General features: G+C 62.9%; 20 protein-coding genes. 15 read left to right on the top strand and 5 right to left on the bottom strand.

Features of this window, described 5'->3' with window-relative positions; translation table 11 throughout:
• Nucleotides 1-2: 2 nt before the first annotated feature.
• The 11 genes from ehuR (at nucleotide 3) to ACMGE0_RS21065 (ending at nucleotide 10,623) form a co-directional block, all read left to right on the top strand.
• Complete coding sequence (gene ehuR, locus ACMGE0_RS21115) at nucleotides 3-1,388, top strand: MocR-like ectoine utilization transcription factor EhuR (protein WP_436817856.1); 1,386 nt, start codon at nucleotides 3-5, stop codon at nucleotides 1,386-1,388.
• Nucleotides 1,389-1,510: 122 nt separating this feature from the next.
• Nucleotides 1,511-2,296, top strand: coding sequence for an ectoine/hydroxyectoine ABC transporter ATP-binding protein EhuA (gene ehuA / locus ACMGE0_RS21110; RefSeq protein ID WP_436817855.1), 786 nt, complete (start codon nucleotides 1,511-1,513; stop codon nucleotides 2,294-2,296).
• A gap of 60 nt (nucleotides 2,297-2,356) precedes the next feature.
• Nucleotides 2,357-3,202 (top strand): ectoine/hydroxyectoine ABC transporter substrate-binding protein EhuB, encoded by an 846-nt coding sequence (gene ehuB, locus ACMGE0_RS21105; RefSeq protein ID WP_436817854.1) that lies wholly within the window; start codon nucleotides 2,357-2,359, stop codon nucleotides 3,200-3,202.
• Nucleotides 3,203-3,355: 153 nt separating this feature from the next.
• On the top strand, nucleotides 3,356-4,015 hold the full coding sequence (gene ehuC / locus ACMGE0_RS21100; RefSeq protein ID WP_289672440.1) for an ectoine/hydroxyectoine ABC transporter permease subunit EhuC: 660 nt from the start codon (nucleotides 3,356-3,358) through the stop codon (nucleotides 4,013-4,015).
• Nucleotides 4,016-4,017: 2 nt separating this feature from the next.
• Entirely contained in the window at nucleotides 4,018-4,677 is a 660-nt protein-coding gene (ehuD, locus tag ACMGE0_RS21095; protein ID WP_436817853.1) for an ectoine/hydroxyectoine ABC transporter permease subunit EhuD, read from the top strand.
• Between the two features lies 1 nt (nucleotide 4,678).
• Nucleotides 4,679-5,455: an ectoine utilization protein EutA gene (eutA, locus tag ACMGE0_RS21090; RefSeq protein ID WP_436817852.1), complete on the top strand. Its 777-nt coding sequence runs from the start codon at nucleotides 4,679-4,681 to the stop codon at nucleotides 5,453-5,455.
• A gap of 4 nt (nucleotides 5,456-5,459) precedes the next feature.
• Nucleotides 5,460-6,461, top strand: coding sequence for a hydroxyectoine utilization dehydratase EutB (eutB, locus tag ACMGE0_RS21085; RefSeq protein WP_436817851.1), 1,002 nt, complete (start codon nucleotides 5,460-5,462; stop codon nucleotides 6,459-6,461).
• Entirely contained in the window at nucleotides 6,458-7,450 is a 993-nt protein-coding gene (gene eutC, locus ACMGE0_RS21080) for an ectoine utilization protein EutC (RefSeq protein ID WP_436817850.1), read from the top strand. The genes eutB and eutC overlap by 4 nt, the downstream gene beginning before the upstream one ends.
• A 33-nt stretch (nucleotides 7,451-7,483) precedes the next feature.
• Nucleotides 7,484-8,665 (top strand): ectoine hydrolase DoeA, encoded by a 1,182-nt coding sequence (gene doeA / locus ACMGE0_RS21075; RefSeq protein WP_436817849.1) that lies wholly within the window; start codon nucleotides 7,484-7,486, stop codon nucleotides 8,663-8,665.
• 7 nt (nucleotides 8,666-8,672) lie between these two features.
• The gene (doeB, locus tag ACMGE0_RS21070) at nucleotides 8,673-9,680 is read left to right on the top strand and encodes a N(2)-acetyl-L-2,4-diaminobutanoate deacetylase DoeB (RefSeq protein ID WP_436817848.1); all 1,008 of its coding nucleotides are present in this window, start codon (nucleotides 8,673-8,675) and stop codon (nucleotides 9,678-9,680) included.
• Between the two features lie 46 nt (nucleotides 9,681-9,726).
• Nucleotides 9,727-10,623: a DMT family transporter gene (locus ACMGE0_RS21065; protein ID WP_436817847.1), complete on the top strand. Its 897-nt coding sequence runs from the start codon at nucleotides 9,727-9,729 to the stop codon at nucleotides 10,621-10,623.
• A 42-nt stretch (nucleotides 10,624-10,665) separates the two neighbouring features.
• Here the strand turns inward: ACMGE0_RS21065 and ACMGE0_RS21060 are convergent, their stop codons facing one another.
• Nucleotides 10,666-11,688: an LLM class flavin-dependent oxidoreductase gene (locus ACMGE0_RS21060; RefSeq protein ID WP_436817846.1), complete on the bottom strand. Its 1,023-nt coding sequence runs from the start codon at nucleotides 11,686-11,688 to the stop codon at nucleotides 10,666-10,668.
• Nucleotides 11,689-11,926: 238 nt separating this feature from the next.
• On the opposite strand from ACMGE0_RS21060, the gene ACMGE0_RS21055 reads away from it, so the two are divergent.
• The 4 genes from ACMGE0_RS21055 to ACMGE0_RS21040 are packed head-to-tail and all read left to right on the top strand — an operon-like array spanning nucleotide 11,927 to nucleotide 15,730.
• Nucleotides 11,927-13,105 carry a cell surface protein gene (locus ACMGE0_RS21055; protein ID WP_436817845.1) on the top strand — a complete coding sequence of 393 codons (1,179 nt, stop codon included), beginning with the start codon at nucleotides 11,927-11,929 and terminating at the stop codon, nucleotides 13,103-13,105.
• A 22-nt stretch (nucleotides 13,106-13,127) separates the two neighbouring features.
• On the top strand, nucleotides 13,128-14,087 hold the full coding sequence (locus ACMGE0_RS21050) for a DUF6384 family protein (protein WP_436817844.1): 960 nt from the start codon (nucleotides 13,128-13,130) through the stop codon (nucleotides 14,085-14,087).
• Between the two features lie 7 nt (nucleotides 14,088-14,094).
• Nucleotides 14,095-15,501 (top strand): coiled-coil domain-containing protein, encoded by a 1,407-nt coding sequence (locus tag ACMGE0_RS21045; protein ID WP_436817843.1) that lies wholly within the window; start codon nucleotides 14,095-14,097, stop codon nucleotides 15,499-15,501.
• Nucleotides 15,502-15,541: 40 nt separating this feature from the next.
• Nucleotides 15,542-15,730 (top strand): YegP family protein, encoded by a 189-nt coding sequence (locus tag ACMGE0_RS21040; protein ID WP_436817842.1) that lies wholly within the window; start codon nucleotides 15,542-15,544, stop codon nucleotides 15,728-15,730.
• Nucleotides 15,731-15,776: 46 nt separating this feature from the next.
• Here the strand turns inward: ACMGE0_RS21040 and phnE (ACMGE0_RS21035) are convergent, their stop codons facing one another.
• From phnE (ACMGE0_RS21035) to phnC, 4 genes are all read right to left on the bottom strand, one after another.
• Nucleotides 15,777-16,628 (bottom strand): phosphonate ABC transporter, permease protein PhnE, encoded by an 852-nt coding sequence (gene phnE, locus ACMGE0_RS21035; RefSeq protein WP_436817841.1) that lies wholly within the window; start codon nucleotides 16,626-16,628, stop codon nucleotides 15,777-15,779.
• Complete coding sequence (gene phnE / locus ACMGE0_RS21030) at nucleotides 16,625-17,539, bottom strand: phosphonate ABC transporter, permease protein PhnE (RefSeq protein ID WP_436817840.1); 915 nt, start codon at nucleotides 17,537-17,539, stop codon at nucleotides 16,625-16,627. Before phnE (ACMGE0_RS21030) ends, phnE (ACMGE0_RS21035) begins: the two co-directional genes overlap by 4 nt.
• A 79-nt stretch (nucleotides 17,540-17,618) precedes the next feature.
• Nucleotides 17,619-18,533 (bottom strand): phosphonate ABC transporter substrate-binding protein, encoded by a 915-nt coding sequence (gene phnD, locus ACMGE0_RS21025; protein ID WP_436817839.1) that lies wholly within the window; start codon nucleotides 18,531-18,533, stop codon nucleotides 17,619-17,621.
• 51 nt (nucleotides 18,534-18,584) lie between these two features.
• Entirely contained in the window at nucleotides 18,585-19,406 is an 822-nt protein-coding gene (gene phnC / locus ACMGE0_RS21020) for a phosphonate ABC transporter ATP-binding protein (protein ID WP_436817838.1), read from the bottom strand.
• Between the last annotated feature and the right edge of the window lie 54 nt (nucleotides 19,407-19,460).

The following is a 19,460-nucleotide window of genomic DNA, read 5'->3' as shown; positions in this document are numbered from 1 at the left end:
TCATGACAAATTGGCGCCCCGATCCATCCCAGCTTCGCCGACCGGCCTATCTTTCGCTCGCGGAGCAGATCGCGCGCGCCATTCAGGAGAGAAAGCTCGCCAACGGGACCAAGCTGCCGACCCATCGCCGCATGGCAGACGATCTTGGCCTTTCCGTCCAGACGGTGAGCCGAGCCTATGACGACCTCATCCGCCGGGGACTGATTTCCGGTGAAATCGGGCGGGGCAGCTTCGTGCAGACGCAGACGCGGGAGCCCGAACCGCCCTATCTGCCCGAAAGACTCGGCGAGGTCATCGATCTCTCGATCCTGAAACCGGTCTGCGAGCAGATTCATGTCGAAAGGATGCGACAGGCCTTCGCCTGGCTTTCGGAAAACCTGCCGGCGAGCTCGGCCCTGTCGTTCCGGCCGAACATGGTGTTTCCCCGTCACCGTGCCGTTGCGACCGAATGGCTGGCGCGCTGCGGCCTGGACGTGTCGCCGCTGAACGTCAGCCTGACGAACGGCGCGACGTCGGGAATGACGGTTGCATTGATGAGCGTCGCGCCCCCCGGCTCGACCGTCGCCACGGAAGCGGTCAGTCATCATACTCTCGTTCCGCTTTCTACCTATCTCGGCCTGCATCTCGAAGGGCTGGCGATCGATGAGGAAGGGATGATCCCCGATGCGCTGGACGAGGCCTGCCGCAAAGGGCCGATCCGGGCGATCTTCCTGCAGCCCTCGGTCATCAACCCCATGGCGGCTCTGATGAGCGCGAAGCGCAGGGAGGCGCTTGCGGCGGTGGCCGCCAAACATGACGTAGCCATCATCGAGAACGACATCCTTGGCCCCATGGTCGAGGATCGCGCGCCGCCGATGGCTGCTTTCGCTCCGGAACGAACGCTCTACGTGACGAGCTTCACGAAGATCACCGTTCCAGGCTTGCGCATCGGCTATCTTGTCGCGCCGGACCGCTACGTCGCGGCCGTCGCCAACCGGCATCTGGTCTCGAACTGGATGGCCACGCCGGCAATGGCCGAGATCGCCACGCGCTGGGTCAGTGACGGCACCGCCATGGAACTCGTCAACTGGCAGCGCCGCGCTCTGCTCAGTCGCCATGCCATCGCCGCCGAGATGCTGGCGGGCCTGACCTACCGGTCGCATCCGCAGAGCCTGCATGTATGGTTGCCGCTTTCCGGCAGTCATGCGGAGGATGCTTTCGTGTCGCAGGCGCGGTTGCGCGGCGTCGGGATCGCCCCGGGGAAGTCGTTCCACACGACGGATCACGGCTGGACGCCGGCCGTGCGCATCTCTTTGGGATCGACGACGGAAAGCGAGCTGCGCACCGGACTCGGGATCGTTGGCTCGCTGGCGCAGGGAAACCCGGAAGAGCTGCTGCTTGCGATTTGACGAAAGCGCCTGTCGTTTGTGCAGGCGGATAAATATTGTCATGATATTATTTTCCGAATTGACATGATTTCTTGAGGCCGTCATCGTTGATGTATTGCTTGTCTCAACAGGGAGAGACATGAATGGCATCGCCCATCATCCGCATCGACAGCATCGTGAAGAGATACGGCCCGCTGACCGTTCTCGACGGCCTATCGATGGACGTGATGCCGGGAGAGAAGCTGGCGCTGATCGGCCCCTCCGGCTCGGGCAAGACGACCATCCTGCGCATTCTGATGACGCTGGAAACGATCAGCGGCGGCCATATCGAGGTCGATGGCGAGCAGCTCTATCACATGAAGAAGGGTGCGGATCTCGTTCCGGCCGATGAGCGCCATCTGCATCGCATGCGCAAGAAGATCGGCATGGTCTTCCAGCACTTCAATCTGTTTCCGCACAAATGCGTCCTCGACAATGTCACGCTGGCGCCGATGCTGACCCAGGGTGTGGCGCGCGCGGATGCCGAAAAGCGGGCAATGGAACTGCTGGACATGGTCGGCATGGCGGACAAGGCCAAGAGCGTGCCGGCGCAGCTTTCCGGCGGACAGAAGCAGCGCGCCGCGATTGCCCGCGCCCTGGCGCTTTCGCCGAAAATCATGCTGTTCGACGAGGTGACGTCCGCGCTTGATCCGGAACTCGTCGAGGAGGTGCTGAGCGTCATGAAGCGGCTCGCCGCCGAAACGGACATGACCATGCTTCTCGTCACGCACGAGATGGGTTTTGCTCATGACTTTGCGGACCGCGTGCTGTTCTTCGATCGTGGGCGGATCGTGGAGGAAGGCAGGCCGGACGAGATTTTCCAGAATCCCAGGCAGGAACGCACCCAGACTTTCCTGCGCAAGATCATAGCGGCGGGGCACCGCGTCTGACCGCCGGAGGCGGCGACATAGCCCGAAGAATAATCAGGAACACCAGAGGAGTAGGGAACAATGAAAACAAGAATTCTTGCAGCCACCGCCAGCATCATGGCGCTCGTTGCCGTCGCCGGTGGCATTTCTGCATCCGCAGCGGATCTGGGGGAGCTTAAGGAACAGGGCTTTGCCCGTATCGCCATCGCCAACGAGCCGCCCTACACGGCGGTCGGTGCCGACGGCAAGGTGTCGGGTGCGGCGCCCGATGTCGCCCGCGTCATCTTCGAGCGCCTCGGCGTCAAGGAAGTGGTGGCCTCCATCTCCGAATATGGCGCTATGATCCCCGGCCTGCAGGCCGGTCGCCACGATGCCATCACCGCCGGCCTGTTCATGAAGCCGGAGCGCTGCAACGCGGTCGCCTATTCGGAGCCGATCCTTTGCGATGCGGAAGCCTTCGCGGTCAAGAAGGGCAACCCGCTGAAGCTGACGAGCTACAAGGACATTGCCGACAACGCGAATGCGAAGATCGGGGCGCCGGGCGGCGGCACCGAGGAGAAGCTCGCGCTTCAGGCCGGCGTGCCGCGTGATCGTGTCATCGTCGTGCCGGATGGGCAGAGCGGCATCAAGATGCTCCAGGACGGCCGCATCGACGTCTATTCGCTTCCGGTCCTTTCCATCCATGACCTCATGGACAAGGCGAAGGACCCGAATCTCGAAGTCGTCGCACCGGTGGTCGGCGCGCCGGTCTATTGCGATGGCGCGGCCTTCCGCAAGCAGGACGTGGCGCTTCGCGATGCCTTCGACGTCGAGCTCAAAAAGCTGAAGGAGTCCGGCGAGTTCGCCAAGCTCATCGAGCCCTATGGCTTCTCCGCCAAGGCCGCGATGTCGACGACCCGCGACAAGCAATGCGCTGCCGCGCAGTAAGAACTTACCCCTCACCCTGCCCCTCTCCCCGCAAGCGGGAGAGGGGACGTTGGGCGCTGACGGTGCCGCATCAGCCTCTCCGCGAATGCGGAAAAGGTGCTCGCAGGCGGATGAGGGGCAGAGCCACCGAAAGAGACTAGGAACCCAGGCCTGATGATCGATTGGTCCGGCTATTTGTCGCTGATTCTGGAAGGCGCACTGGTGACGCTGCAACTGACCGTCATGGGGTCGGCTCTGGCGCTGGTGATGGCTTTCCTGGCCGGACTCGGCCGTCTCTCGCGCTTCTTCGTCGTGCGGGCGCTCGCCACGACCTATATCGAGTTCTTCCGTGGCACGTCGATCTTCGTGCAGCTCTTCTGGGTCTATTTCGTCCTCCCCTTCGCGGGCTTCACTCTTACGCCACTTCAGGCGGGCGTGCTGGCGCTGGGGCTCAACGTCGGCGCCTATGCAGCCGAAGTCGTGCGGGGTGCCGTCAAGGCCGTCGGACGGGAACAGACGGAGGCCTGTACGGCTCTCAATCTCTCCCGTTACCAGCGCATGCGTCATGTGATCCTGCCGCAGGCGCTGCCCCTGATGCTGCCGACCTTCTGCAACAATGCCATCGAACTCCTGAAAGGCACGGCGGTCGTGTCGCTGATCTCGCTGACGGACCTGACCTTCCAGGCGCAGGTCGTCCGCGCGCAGACCGGCAATACGCTCATTCCCTTCACGACGATCCTCATTCTCTACTTCGCCATGGCCTGGGTTATCTCGGTTTCCATGCGCTGGCTGGAGCGGCGGATGACGCGCAACCTCGATGGCGTGAGGATCTGACCATGGAATGGGATTGGGATTTCGTCTGGCAGATCATGCCGACCCTGCTCGAAGGGTTCAAGATCACCATTCTGGCGACCGTTCTCGGTGCGGCGGTGGCTGCGGTGGTCGGTCTCGCGCTCGCCATCGCGCGCCGTTCATCGATCGCCGCAGTCTCACGTACGGTCGGCTTCGTTTCGGAATTCATCCGCGGCACGCCGCTTCTCGTACAACTCTACTTCATCTTCTACGTGCTGCCGGATATCGGCATTCGCCTATCGCCTTTGGTGGCCGGCGTCATCGGCATCGGCGTCCATTATGCGACCTATACGGCCGAGGTTTATCGGGCCGGCATCGAGAACGTGCCGCGCGGCCAGTGGGAGGCGGCGAAGGCTGCCAACCTCACCACGCGGCAGGCCTGGATTCATGTCATCCTGCCTCAGGCGGTGCCGCCGATGATCCCCGCACTCGCCAACTATTTCATCGCGATGTTCAAGGAAACGCCGCTGCTTTCGGCCATCACCGTGCTGGAACTGATGAACCAGGCAAAAAGCATCGCCAACAGCAATTACCGTTACATCGAGCCGATGACGCTGGTCGGCGTCTTTTTCCTTGTCGTCAGCCTGATCTCCGTTGTCGGGCTGCGGTGGCTCGAAGAGCGGTATGCCCGGATGGATGACTGACATGACCTCTGTCGACATAAGCCTGGCGGCCCGGAAGCCGCGACTCGACGATCGCCCGCTCCTAAAACGGATCGGCCTCGTCATTCTCGCCACCGACCACACAACGGAAGTCGATTTCCAGCGCATGGTTGCGAGCGGCCGTATCGGCGTCTATGTCGGCCGTATCCCCTATGCCAATCCGGTCACGCCGGAAAATCTCCTGAAAATGCAGCCGGTGCTGACCGAAGGCGCGTCGCTCATCCTGCCGGACGAGACGCTGGATGCCGTCATGTATTCCTGCACGTCAGCCTCCGTGGTGATCGGCGACGCCCGTATCGAGGAGGCGATCCGTACCGCCAAGCCGGGTGTACCCGTCGTGACGCCGACGGCGGCCTCCGTGAAAGGCCTCAAGGCCGTGGGTGCAAGCCGCATTTCGATCCTGACGCCCTATACCGTGGAGACGAGCCGCCCGATGGCCGATTACTTCGCCGGCCTCGGCTTCATGATCGATCGGTTCACCTGTCTGGGTTTCGAGGACGATCGCGAGATGGCGCGCATTGCGCCGGACGAGCTCGTTTCGCTCGCCCGTGAGGCAATAGCGCCGGAGTCGCAGGCGCTTTTCATCTCCTGCACGGCTGTCCGCGCCGCGCAGGCCGCGGCCAGGATCGAGGCCGAGATCGGCAGGCCGGTCGTCAGCAGCAATCTTGCCACAGCCTGGGCCTGCCTGCGGCTTTGCGGCGAGATGGCATCGCGTCCCGAACTCGGCACGCTGATGACGAAGCCCTATCCGGAAGGCTGAGGTCATGAACGGAAAGACCTTGCCGGTTCAACTCGATGATATTCGTGGCGCCGCAGCGCGCATCGATGGCCGCGTGCTCCGGACGCCGATGGTGGAATCGGTAGCCCTGAGCGAGCGCCTCGGCGTGCCCGTCCATCTGAAGCTCGAACACCACCAGACCACCGGCAGTTTCAAATTGCGCGGCGCAACCAACGCCGTTCTTTCCCTTTCTGCGGACGAGCGTGCGCGGGGTGTTGTGGCCGCTTCCACCGGCAATCATGGCCGGGCGCTGGCCTTTGCCGCGCGAGCGGAAGGTTCCGTCGCGACCATCTGCATGTCGTCGCTTGTGCCCCAGAACAAGGTCTCGGAGATCCGCCGCCTCGGTGCACGTGTCCGCATCATCGGCCGTTCGCAGGACGAGGCGCAGGAGGAAGTGGATCGGCTGGTCGCCGAAGAAGGGCTGGTCATGGTGCCGCCCTTCGATTATCCGGCCGTCGTCGCGGGCCAGGGAACGCTCGGCCTCGAGATCGTTGAGCAGATACCGGAGGTCGGTACCGTTCTCGTGCCGCTGTCCGGCGGCGGGCTTGCCGCCGGGGTTGCGGCTGCCGTGAAGGGGTTGAAACCGCAGGCGCGGGTGATCGGCCTGACGATGGAGTGCGGCGCGGCAATGAAGGCAAGCCTCGATGCAGGCAGGCCCGTTCTGGTCGAGGAACTGCCGAGCCTTGCGGATTCGCTCGGCGGCGGCATTGGGCTCGACAATCGTGTCACCTTCGATTTGTGCCGCGACCTGCTGGACGATGTCGTCCTTCTCTCCGAAGCCGAGATCGCAGCCGGGATGCGGCATGCCTATGCGGTCGAGCGCGAGGTTGTGGAAGGTGCTGCCGCCGTCGGCATTGCGGCGCTCCTTGCAGGAAAGGTCGAAAGCCGCGGCCCCGTCGTTACGATCCTCTCCGGCCGCAACGTCGACATGGAGCAGCACCGGCGGGTGATGAACGGCGAGATCATCTACGGAAAGGATGCCGCATGAGCCGGATTGTCATTCTCACGGAAAAGGAACTGCGTGCGCTTGTCCCCCTCGACGGCGAAGCTGTCGCCTGCGTCGAGGATGCCTTTCATGCGCTCGCCACCAAGCCGGTCGCCATGCCGCCGATCCTGCGCTTGGACATTCCCGAACATCGCGGCGAAGTGGATGTGAAGACGGCCTATGTGCCGGGCATCGAAGGTTTCGCGATCAAGATCAGCCCCGGTTTCTTCGACAATCCGAAGATCGGCCTGCCGAGCACCAACGGCATGATGGTCCTTTTGTCCAGCCGTACGGGGCTGGTCCAGGCGCTGCTGCTCGACAACGGTTATCTCACCGATGTCCGGACGGCCGCCGCCGGTGCCGTCGCAGCAAAACATCTTTCCCGTCCCGACTCAACGGTTGCGGCGATTTTCGGGGCCGGCATGCAGGCTCGATTGCAGCTTGAGGCCCTTTCGCTGGTTCGCCCGGTCCGCGCGGCGCGCATCTGGGCTCGTGACGGGGCGAAGGCTGAGGCCGCGGCTGCCGAGTTGTCCGCCAGACTCGGTTTTCCGGTGAGCGCAAAGGCCGATCCCGAAGCGGCGGTTGTCGGCGCCGATATCGTCGTCACCACGACGCCGTCCGAAATCCCGATCCTGAAAGCCGAATGGCTCCGGCCCGGGCAGCATGTGACCGCCATGGGCTCGGATGCCGAGCACAAGAACGAGGTCGATCCGGCGGCGATCGCAAAGGCCGATGTCTACGTTGCCGACAGCCTTAAGCAGACGCGCCGGCTCGGAGAATTGCATCATGCCATAGAGGCGGGGCTCATCTCCTCGGGCGCCGAGTTTCCGCAACTCGGCGAGATCGTTGCCGGCCTCCGTCGCGGGCGCGAAAACGCCACGCAGATCACGCTCACCGACCTCACCGGCACGGGCATCCAGGATACTGCCATCGCCACGCTCGCCTTCGCGCGGGCGGATGCCGCCGGCGCCGGCGCCGCATTCGAAAGCTGAACCGGCTTTATGCCGGACAAGAAGGGAAGAAACATGACCCAGCCCAATCTCAAATTCTCGCTTGGCGAATATGCCGCGCGGCTGGAAAAGACGCGACGCGCCATGGAGACGAAAGGGATCGACCTGCTGATCGTCAGCGACCCGTCCAACATGGCCTGGCTGACGGGTTATGACGGCTGGTCGTTCTACGTGCATCAGGCCGTCATCGTGCCGCCGTCCGGCGAACCGGTCTGGTTCGGCCGTGGCCAGGACGCCAACGGTGCCAAGCTCACCGCCTATCTGAAACACGAGAACATCGTCGGTTATCCCGATCACTACGTGCAGTCGACCGAGCGGCATCCGATGGATTACCTCTCCGGCATTCTGACGGATCGCGGCTTTGGCAAGCTGACGATCGGCGTCGAGATGGACAATTACTGGTTCTCGGCGGCCGCCTTCGCCTCGTTGCAAAGACACCTGCCGAATGCCCGGTTCGTGGATGCGACGGCGCTCGTGAACTGGCAGCGCGCGGTGAAGAGCGAGACCGAGATCCAGTATATGCGCAATGCCGCGCGCATCGTCGAGGCGATGCATGCCCGTATCTTCGACAAGATCGAGGTCGGAATGCGCAAATGCGATCTGGTCGCTGAAATCTACGATGCCGGCACGCGCGGCGTCGATGGCATCGGCGGCGACTATCCGGCGATCGTGCCTTTGCTGCCGTCGGGCGTCGAGGCCTCCGCGCCGCATCTGACCTGGGACGACCGGCCGATGAAGAAGGGCGAGGGCACCTTCTTCGAGATCGCCGGCTGCTACAATCGCTATCACCTGCCGCTGTCGCGCACCGTCTTCCTCGGCAAGCCGACGCAGGCCTTCCTCGATGCGGAAAATGCGACGCTGGAGGGCATGGAGGCCGGTCTTGCGGTCGCAAAACCCGGCAATACCTGCGAGGACATCGCCAACGCCTTCTTTGCGGTTCTCAAGAAGTACGGGATCGTCAAGGACAACCGCACGGGTTACCCGATCGGTCTTTCCTATCCGCCGGACTGGGGCGAGCGCACCATGAGCCTGCGCCCGGGCGACCGCACCGAGCTGAAGCCCGGCATGACCTTCCATTTCATGACCGGCCTCTGGCTGGAAGATATGGGTTTCGAAACGACCGAAAGCATTCTCATCACCGATACCGGCGTCGAATGCCTGGCGAACGTGCCGCGCAAGCTGATGGTCAAGGATTGAGGCGGTCATGAGCGAGACAGCTTTGCGGCCGTCGCCGATCAGCCCGACGGTGGATTTCGAGGCCGAGGGCGTGCAGCACGGTTTCCTGCGGCTGCCCTACAGCCGCGACGATTCCGCCTGGGGATCGGTCATGATCCCTGTCACGGTGGTTCGCAACGGCGAGGGACCGACGGCGCTCCTGACGGGCGGCAATCACGGCGACGAGTACGAAGGGCCGATCGCTCTCTTCGATCTCGCCCGCAGCCTCAAGGCGGAGGATGTCCGCGGCACCGTGATCATCGTTCCGGCGATGAACTATCCGGCCTTTCTGGCCGGCACGCGCACCTCGCCGATCGACAAGGGTAACCTGAACCGCAGCTTTCCCGGCCGTCCGGACGGGACAGTCACGCAGAAGATCGCCGACTATTTCCAGCGCGAGCTGCTGCCGCGCGCCGATATCGTGCTGGATTTCCATTCCGGCGGAAAGACGCTCGATTTCCTACCCTTTTGTGCAGCGCATATCCTGCCTGACAAGGATCAGGAAGCCCGCGCCTTCGAACTTGTGAAAGCGTTTTCCGCTCCCTATTCGATGAAGATGCTCGAGATCGACGCAGTCGGCATGTACGACACGGCGGCCGAGGAGATGGGCAAGGTCTTCATCACCACGGAACTCGGCGGCGGCGGCACGGCGACGGCGAAACGCGCAGGGATAGCCAAGCGCGGCGTCATGAACATGCTCCGTCATGCCGGCCTTGTTGCTGGCCGAGCCGAAACCGGACCGACGACCTGGCTCGACATGCCGGATGGCGACTGTTTCTCCTTCGCCGAGGAAGAAGGGTTGATCGAACCTGCCTTCGATCTGGGCGACGAGGTCCGTGAAGGTGCCGTCTTGGTCCGCATTTACCCCACCGGGCGGACCGGCGCGGCACCGCGTGAAATCCGTGCGAAGATGAGCGGCATCCTGTGTGCCCGGCATTTCCCGGGTCTCGTCAAGGCGGGCGATTGCGTGGCCGTCATTGCCATCGTCGTCGACTGACGCTATCGGAGGCGGTCCTTTCCGCCTCCTGCTTTCCGGGGCTCCCATGGCCTATGCAAATCCGCTTTCCGATCGGCGGCATCTCCCGCTCCTGGCCCTGATTGCCGGAGGCATTGCCATCGGCGGGTCGCCGATCTTCGTCCGGCTCTCCGAACTCGGGCCGGTGGCGACGGCGTTTTGGCGGCTTGCATTGGGGCTTATTCCGCTATGTGCCTTCGCGCTGATATGGCGGCCGGAGGCCTTGCGCCTGCCGGACCGTCGGTCGGACTGCGCGTTGCTGATGTTGCCGGGGGTCTTTCTGGCCGCCGATCTCGTGGCATGGCACCTGGCGATCCATCTCACGAGCATCGCCAACGCCACGCTGCTGGTGAACCTTTCGCCGGTCTTCGTCACGCTCGGAAGCTGGCTGCTCTTCGGTGCGAAGGTCAGCCGCGGCTTCATCATGGGCCTCGTAATAGCGCTGGTGGGCGTCATGATCCTGAAAGCCGGTGATGGAGGCGGCTTCGGCGGCGGCCATTGGGTGGGGGATCTCTCCGCCGTCGTCGGCGCCGTGTTCTACGCCGCCTACATGCTCGCGCTTGGTAGCGCCAGGGGCAGGTTCGATACCATGCGGGTGATGTTGTGGAACACGGCAACCGCGGCGCTTTCCATTCTCCCCGTCGCACTCGTGATGGAAAGCTCCATCCTTCCCTCGACCCTGTGGGGCTGGGAAATCCTGCTGGCACTCGCGCTGATCAGCCATGTCGGCGGGCAGGCGCTGATCATCTATGCTCTGGCATTCCTGCCGATGAGTTTCTCGTCGCTCACGCTGCTGCTCCAGCCCGTAGTCGCCTCCTTGCTGGGCATTGTCGTGCTCGGCGAGCTCCTTGGCCCATCGGGATGGGCCGGAGGCGGGATTGTCCTGACGGGCATTCTGATAGCGCGGAGGTCGCGCGCGTCGTAAGGAATAGGCAATCACCGCATGTGGGCCGGCTGCGTTCCTGTTTCAGCGCCATCCGAGAGCAGGGGCTATATGCTTCAGGATGGCTTCGATGACATGCGCGTTGTAATCCACGCCGAGCTGGTTCGGGACGGTGAGAAGAAGCGTGTCGGCCTCGGTGATGGCTTCGTCCTTCTTCAGTTCCTCGATGAGGGCGTCCGGCTCGGCGGCGTAGCTGCGGCCGAAGATCGCCCGGGTCTTCTCGTCGATGAAGCCGATCTTGTCCTCGCTGTCGTTGCCATATCCGAAATAGGCCCGGTCGCGATCGTCCACCAGGGCGAAGATGCTGCGGCTGACCGATACCCGTGGTTCGCGCGCGTGACCGGCTTCCTTCCACGCCTCGCGGTAGATGCGGATCTGAGCGGCCTGTTGGACGTGGAAAGGTTCGCCGGTCTCGTCGTCCTTCAGCGTGGAGCTCTGCAGGTTCATCCCCAGCTTGGCCGCCCAGGTCGCCGTGGCGTTCGAGCTCGAACCCCACCAGATCCGGTCGCGCAGGCCCTCCGAATGGGGCTCCAGGCGCAGGAGGCCGGGCGGATTGGGAAACATCGGCCGCGGGTTGGGCTTCGCGAACCCCTTGCCGAGCAGCACTTCGAGCAGGACCTCCGTGTGGCGCCGGGCCATATCTGCCTCGGTCTGGTCCTCGGGAGGAGCGTAGCCGAAATAGCGCCACCCGTCGATCACCTGCTCGGGCGAACCGCGGCTGATGCCGAGCTGCAGGCGCCCGGAGGCGATGAGGTCTGCCGCGCCGGCGTCCTCGGCCATGTAGAGTGGGTTCTCGTAGCGCATGTCGATCACCGCCGTGCCGATCTCGATCCGGCTTGTCTTCGCGCCGATCGCCGCAAGCAGCGGAAAGGGCGATGCGAGCTGGCGGGCGAAGTGATGGACGCGGAAATAGGCTCCGTCAGCGCCGAGCTCCTCGGCCGCGACGGCGAGATCGATGGACTGGAGAAGCGCGTCGGATGCCGACCGCGTCTGGGATTGAGGCGAGGGCGTCCAGTGCCCGAACGAAAGGAAACCGATCTTCTTCATGATCCTGCACCGGAAAAGTGTGACACTTGGAGTTTATGCTTCATGGCATGTTTGGAGACCGGGATACAGGCGCGACCTAACTCTTTTGAGGTGACGCTCAGTTCACCACCTTCGAACGTCGGCCGTCATGAGATTGGAACATTACTTGATTAAAGGCGAATGTATCCGCTATTTCTTGACTATCGGGAACTTTGGCTGAGGCGATAAACACCCCGGCCGATTTGAAAGGGAGGATCCCATGGCTGAGGTCGTCGTAAAAACGCCGCTGCAATATCTCGACAAGGCAATGTCTACCCTGCGCGATCTCGGCCTGGTCAGCGATAAGACGGAGGATGCGCCGATCGTCGGTCTCCTCGAAAAGATCGCCGATATCGAACCGGAAAAGATTGCGATCATCACCCGGACGCTGCAGCAGATGAGCGTCTTCAACGAAGTCGTTCGCGAACAGGTCGCCGAGATGTCGATCGGCCAGCGCTACGAAAAGATTTCGAAAGCCTTCGATTCGATTCGCGATGACGCGAAATCCATGGTCGACCAGATCGAGGACGGCAAGCTCAACATCTTCGAGCGCGCCACCAATGTCTGGATGAAGATATCGCGCGGTGATATTGCAGCCCGTTTCGACGAGATCAAGGAGACCTATCTTGCCGTCTCCAAGGACACCAAGGCCAATATCGAACGCGAGCAGACCATTCTGGAGGCCTATCGCGATTTCCGGGGCGCCTTGAAGCATGGCGAAGTCGCGGCGCTTGAAATCCTCAAGGCCGCCCAGGCAAAGCTCGACGGCGCCAAGGCTGGATTGAAGGGAGCGTCCGATGCGGTTGCCGCCTTCCCGGAAGGTGGCGATCTGACGGAAAGGGCCAAGCTCGAACTGGTGCGCGACGAGCATCTTCGCCGGGTCCAGAACGAGGAGGGGCGCTATCAGGTCGCCAAGGACCTCGCGGACAACCTGACGATCAGCTACAACACGTCGGAAGTGGTTATGGCGCGTCTCGTCCAGACCACCAATGCCAAGGAGCGGGTCTACCAGCAGGCGGTGTCCTTCTTCTCGACCAACGAATCGGTTCTGACCGCGCTGAAGGCATCCTTCACCGGCCTGTTCGGCCTCCACGAGGCGACGCAGACCCTGAATGAGATGAAGGAAGGCGTTTCGAAATCGCTCGAAGTGCTGGCGGAGATCGGCGGCAAGGTGCAGGAAGAGGCGTTGAAGGCCGGTTACGGTCCGACCATCCGCGCCGATGCCGTCAAGAAGCTGGTCGACAGCGTTATCAACTTCCAGACCCGTTCCGTGGAGATCATTGCCGAGATGCGGGACCTTTCCACGAAGAACAGCGAGGAGATCCGCAATGCGGTCGAGGACGGCAAGAAGCGGATCGCCCGGCTTGCCGAACAAGGGAACGCTTTGGTGATCGGCTGAGCGTCGGGCGCCGGATTCGACCATGGCCGAAAACATCGCCGCGGCAAGCTCCGCTCCTTCCGATGCCAAGGGACCTGCCCTTGACGAATTGATGCTGGCCATGGACGTGGTCGATACCCTGCGCCATCAGGAGGATGTCGCCCTTCGCGAGCTGGCGCAGGAAGGGCGCGACGACGTCCTGAAGGAAAAGCTTCGGCGCATCTACGAAAGCCAGGGTCTAACTGTCTCCGACCGCATTCTCGAAGAGGGCATCAAAGCTCTGAAGGAGAGCCGCTTCACCTATGAGCAGACGCCGCCCGGCTTGTCGCGGACGCTGGCCGGGCTCTGGGTGAGGCGCGGCGCCTTCGGCAAGGCGCTCGCCGTGCTCGTCGTGCTCGCCGTCGCCTGGATCGGATGGTCCGTCTGGCAGCAGACGGCGGCCGAACGCGCGGCTGAGGCGGCGCGTATCGAGCTGACGGAGACGTTGCCGCGCCAGATCGCGGCAGCCGGTCAGGCGGCACTCGCCGAAGCCAAAACCGGGGATGCGCGCGAGCGCGTGGAACAGCTTCAGTCCGATGCTTCGGCGGCGCTCGCCCGCTCGGATGCGCAGGCTGCGCGTGTCGCTCTGGCCGAGCTGGACCGGGTGCGCGGCGATCTCACGCGGGTTTACGAGCTCAGGATCGTGTCGCGGCCGGGGGAGCAGAGCGGCATCTTCCGCATACCCGACGTCAATACCGGCGCGCGCAATTACTATCTGATCGTCGAAGCGGTGACGCCCGACGGACAGTTGCTTTCCTTTCCGATCCGGAGCGAGGAAAACGGCCAGACGAAAACCGTGTCGAAATGGGGCGTTCGCGTGCCGCAGCAAACCTATGAGGCCGTGCGAAGGGACAAGACGGAGGACGGCATCCTGCAGGGCGAGGTTCTTGCGACCAAACCGCGGGGCGCGCTGGAGCCGGTCTATTCCATGGCCGTTTCCGGCGGCGAGATAACGGAGTGGTAGGGCGGCGATGATCAGTACATTCGAAGCCTTGAACTCCATCGAGCGGGCAGGCCGCGGCCTTCGCGAGGACGAGGACCGGCTCGCCCGGATCGTCGAGGCGGCTGCAACTGAGACGGCACGACTGAGGACGGAGCAGGCCGGATTGTTCAAGTCGCTTGCCCGTATCCGCCTGGACGCTCTCAAGCAGAACCAGATTCTCGGCACGCTCGACGAAGCGGAGCGTAAGGCCCTGTCCATCGTTGAAGGCCAGCAACAGAATCTGGAGGTGCTTTCGAAGCGTCGGGAGGCTCTTCTCTCCGAACTTGCAAAGACGCGCGACGAGCGTACGGACAAGGCAAAGAGAGTGGCCGAGGCGGCCGAGGCAATCGCAGACCTCGAAGAAGCGACGCAGAAACGGATGGCGGAGGATCTCGCCTGGCAGGCGCAGGCCGCCAAACTGTCCGGTGCCGAGGCCCGGGCCCAGGCAGCCGACGGCAAGGCGAAGCAATCCGAGACCGACCGGGATGAGAAGTCGAAGCCCTATCTCGCCGATCCGCTTTTCGTCTACCTCTGGAAACGTGGATACGGCACGTCGGCCTATCGTGGCGGTCCGATCGCCCGGCTGGGCGACGGTTATGTGGCCCGCGTCGTCCAATACGAGCCCGCCCGGCAGAACTATTTCACCCTTACGGAAATCCCGAAGCGGTTGCGCGAACATGCCGACCGGCTGAAGGCGGAGGTTGCGGAGGAAGAGGAGAGGCTGACCGCGATCGAACGCGCCGCGCTGGAAGCCGACGGCATCGGAGGGCGCGAGGCGGCGCACCGCAAGGCGGAAGAAGAGCTTGAAGCTTCTGATCTCCGCATCGCCGATCTCGAACGCGAGGATGCCGCACTGGAGCAGGAACGCGCAGTCCTGCTCGGCGAAGACGGGCAGCAGGGGCTGACCGGAGCGTTGTCCGAGCTTGCCGAATCCATGCAGAGGGAGGACCTGCGTGTCCTGCTGCGCGACGCGTTGCAGACGCCGACGCCGGAGGACGAACGGATCGTCCGCCGGCTGCAGAGCGTCGAGAGCGAACTGACCCGGCATGCGGAGCAGGCCGATGAAGCCCGCCGCACCGCCCTCGACCTTGCAAGGAAGCGCGCGGAGATCGATCGGTCCCGCGATGAATTCCGCCGCTCCGGCTACGATCGGCAGGGGGGCGGCTTCAGCAATGACAAGCTGATCGGCGACGTGATCGGCGGCATCATCGGTGGCATGCTTTCCTCCCGCGAGCTCGGAGATGCCCTGCGCAGCGGCTATCGCCCCGGCGGCAGCCGCTCCGGCTTCCCCTCTCGCCCCGGCGGCGGAATATTCGGCGGAGGTTCGCGAGGCGGTGGCGGCCGTATCGGAGGCGGTGGATCAAGCGGCGGGTTCAGGACCGGCGGCGGTTTTTGAAATAAGTAATTGAAGTCGTTCATCAAGGAGAAGAGAGAAAATGTACAGGTTCGAAATCTACAAGGACAAGGCTGGTGAATTCCGTTTCCGTTTCCGGGCTTCCAACGGCCAGGTCATGTTCAGTTCGGAAGGCTATGCGAGCAAGGCATCGGCCGTGAACGCCATCGAATCGATCAAGGCGAACGCGCCGGGCGCGACCACCGACGATCAGACCACCGCGATGGCATGATTCCGGATCGCCGGCGGCCGATGTCATCGCGCCGCCGGGTGACGGATCATATCAGCCGTTTGCGGATCCAGGCGGAAGCCGCGTCTATGCAATAGACGGTCGCGATGATCAGAAAGATGATCGACCACGCCTCCGGCCAGCGGAAGGCGTGCATGCGATCGGCCAGCAGGAAGCCTATGCCGCCGGCACCGACAATGCCGAGGATCGTGCCCGAACGGGCATTGGACTCGAAGTTGTAGAGAATGATCGACAGGATGACGGGCAACGCTTGCGGCATGATCGCATAGCGTATCGCCTGAATATTGCTGCCGCCCGACGCCTTCACCCCGTCGACCGGCTTGCGCGACGTATTCTCGATCGCTTCGGCGAAGAGCTTTGCGAACGTGCCGATCTCCGATACGGCGATGGCAAGGATGCCTGCCATCGGGCCAAGGCCGAAGGCGCGGATGAAGATCAGCGCAAGGATGATCTGCTCGACCGCGCGCAGGGCATCGAAGCCGCGGCGGGAAAGAAGCCTGAGCCAGTTGAGCGGCATGATGTTCTTGGCCCCGAGCAGGGCGAGCGGCAGCGCGGCGAGAGCTCCCAGCAGCGTTCCGAGGAAAGCCATGACGACGGTCTCGCCGAGGGCTTCGAGGATCTGGCTCCATTCCTGCCAGTTGGTCCAGATATGGGGCGGGAACATGAAGGCAAGGATGCTGCCAAGCCGCGTCAGGCCGTCAAGAAGCCTGCCGGGCGCGACGCCGAAGGCCACCACGCTATAGGCGAGCGGCGTAATCAGCGCGAGTGCGACGATAGCGGGCGTGACGGATTTCGACAGGGGCTTTTCGTAGGCGCCGGGCAGGCGGGCCTTGGCATCCCTGATGAGATCCGCATCGGTGTGAAGAGGGGCGTCGGTCATGTCCAATGTTCCGAAATACCGATGATACGGTGACGCAATCTTTCGCTTAGGAAATCGATGATCGTCACGCTGACGAGGATGATGACGAAAAGCGCCGAGAGATCGGTATATTCCTGCAGCGACATGGCGGTGCGGATTTCCTGGCCGAGGCCGCCTGCGCCGACATAGCCGATGATCGAGGAAGACCGGACGTTGATCTCGAATCTCAGCAATGTGTAGCTGATGACATTCGGGATGACCTGCGGAACGGCACCGTAACGCATCTGCTGGAACCAGCTTCCGCCGGACGCCTTGATGCCGTCCAGCGGCCGCATGTCGATATTCTCGTTGGCTTCCGAATAGAGCTTGCCGAGCGAACCGGTCGCGTGAAGGCCGATCGCGAGGACGCCGGCCAGCGGACCGACGCCGAAGCAGAACACGAAGATCAGCGCCCAGACCAGTTCGGGCACGGTGCGGATGATTTCGAGATAGCGGCGGACGACGACCGATACCAAACGTCGGGGGCTGAGATTGCGGGCCGCCAGAAAGCTGAGTAGGAAGCCGCCGACAACGGCAAGAGCGGTCGCAGCATAGGCGATAAGGATGGTCTCCCAGAGCAGACGCAGCCAGGTCTCCCAGCGCCAGAACCACTCGGCGAGATCGGAGCCCAGGCTTTCGAGCCTGAGGGTGGGGATCGTCTTTTCGAGATATTCGCCGAGCCGCGGCAAGCCGGCCCAGATCTTCAACATTGAGACGCGCTCGCCCGTGGGCAAGCTCACTTCTGTGAATGCGAAGAAGCCGCCGAGATAGGCGGAGAACAATACTGCGCCGAGGAAGAGTAGAGTCGAGACGACCTGCACCCGTCGTGCGCTTTTTCGCGTACCGGTGTATTCGGCTTCGAAGTTCCGGATCGCAAGGGGGAGATCGGTCATGATCTTTGTCCAGCAGAGCCTTATGTCTGGAGGAAGCGGCACCGGAGTACCCGGTGCCGCCTGCGTTTCCTCGTGCTGATCAGCCCTGGCGGCGCTGCTTCTTCAGCCACTCGCGCATATCGACGATCCATTGATAGCGCTGGTGGTCCACTTCGACATAACCCTTGTCGGTGGAGACTTCACCGCCGGTCATCTCCTTGTAGACGGCCGGAGCCTTCTCCGGCGTCGCTTTGAGGGCGGCTTTCACTTCCTGGATCAGATCGGCGGGCAGGTTCTTGCGGGTGGTGAAGGGACCGTTGGTGATTTCCGGCGACTGCCAGATGCGGCAGATCTGACCCTTCGGGATCATGCCCTTCGATTCCATTTTCTGGGGAACGCCGTCGGTTTCGTTGTCGATATTCGTGGCGGAGGCATCATACTGCTTGTTGAAGACGGCCATGACACCGGTCTCGTGCGAGCCGGAGAAGGGGATGGCGGAGAAGAAGGTCTTGGGATCGTAGCCCTGCTGGACCAGATTGTAGTAGGGCACGGCATAGCCGGAGGTAGAGTCCGGATCGGCGAAGGCGAGAACCTTGCCTTTCAGATCGTCGATCGACTTGTAGCCGGAATCGCAGCGGACGGTGATGACCGAATAGTAGCCGGTTGCGCCGTTGATGCTCTGGCTGGCAAGGAGAGGGATGACGCCGCCGTTGGTCTCGGTATAGGCGGCCGCATAGGCCGACGAACCGAGAAAGGCGAACTCGATCTGGTCGGAGGCGAGCGCCTGGATCACGCCGTCGTAGTTGCCGGCGGTGAAGATCTCGACCTTCACGCCAAGCTCCTTTTCCAGATATTGCTGGAAAGGCGTCCAGCGGGCAATGCGGTCCTTCTCGTTTTCGCCCGACGTAATGCCGAAGCGGATCGTCTTGTAGTTCTGCTTCCATTCCTGCGCATGGGCGGAGCCCGTGAAGGCAAGCACAGCCGTTACGGCCGCCGTCAAGAGGACGTTCTTCATCATATTTCTCCAAGGATGATGGTCGCCCGGCGCTATTGCCGGGCTAAGGCGTCAGGCCATCGTCTTCTGTCTGCTCTGGTTGCTCGCCAGAGGAGCGATAGCCGTCGATGTTACGGCTTCGTCGACCTCAAAGTCCGTGCCGTCGATGCCGTAGATGGTTTGCAGACGCTCGCGCGTCAGCTCATGAGGCAGTCCTTCGAAGACGATGCGGCCTGCCCGCATGGCGATGATGCGGTCGCAATAGGTGCGTGCCGTATCGAGCGTGTGGAGATTGACGAGGACGGTAATGCCGTCCTCCCGGTTTATCTTGCGCAACGCGTCCATGACTCGCGTGGCATTCGCCGGATCCAGCGAGGCGATCGGCTCGTCCGCGAGCATGATCTCGGGACGTTGTACGAGGGCCTTGGCAATGGCGACCCGCTGCTGCTGTCCTCCGGACAATGTTCCGGCCTTCTGCAAGGCCTGGGACAGCAGGTCGAGGCGATCCAGCGCCTGGACGGCCAGCGCCCTTTCCTCCTCGCGAAAACGCCGCGCCACCGTCGAAAGCGGCCCCTGGTGAGCGACACGGCCGATCAGCACGTTGGTGAGGACATCCATCCGCTCCACCAGATTGAACTGCTGGAAGATCATGGCGCAGGAGGCGCGCCAGAGGCGCAGATCCCGCCCTTTGAGCTTGGTGATGTCCCGGCCGTTGAAAAGGATGCTGCCGTTCGTCGGCTCGATCAAGCGGTTGACCAGGCGCAGCAATGTCGATTTGCCGGCGCCGCTGCGGCCGATGATGCCGACCATCTGGCCGGCCTCGACGGTAACGGTGACGTCATCGACGGCGTTCACCTGCCCGAAGGACTTCTTCAGCGAGTATAGTTCCAGCATCTATCCCACCTAAAGCAATCGTGTAAATTTCCCGTTTAACGGGAGTTCGGCTCT

It is taken from the genome of Neorhizobium descurainiae (assembly GCF_051400715.1).
Lineage (GTDB): Bacteria > Pseudomonadota > Alphaproteobacteria > Rhizobiales > Rhizobiaceae > Neorhizobium.
Note: the sequence above shows the minus strand (reverse complement) of the source record. Positions and strands in the feature narration are given on the sequence as shown.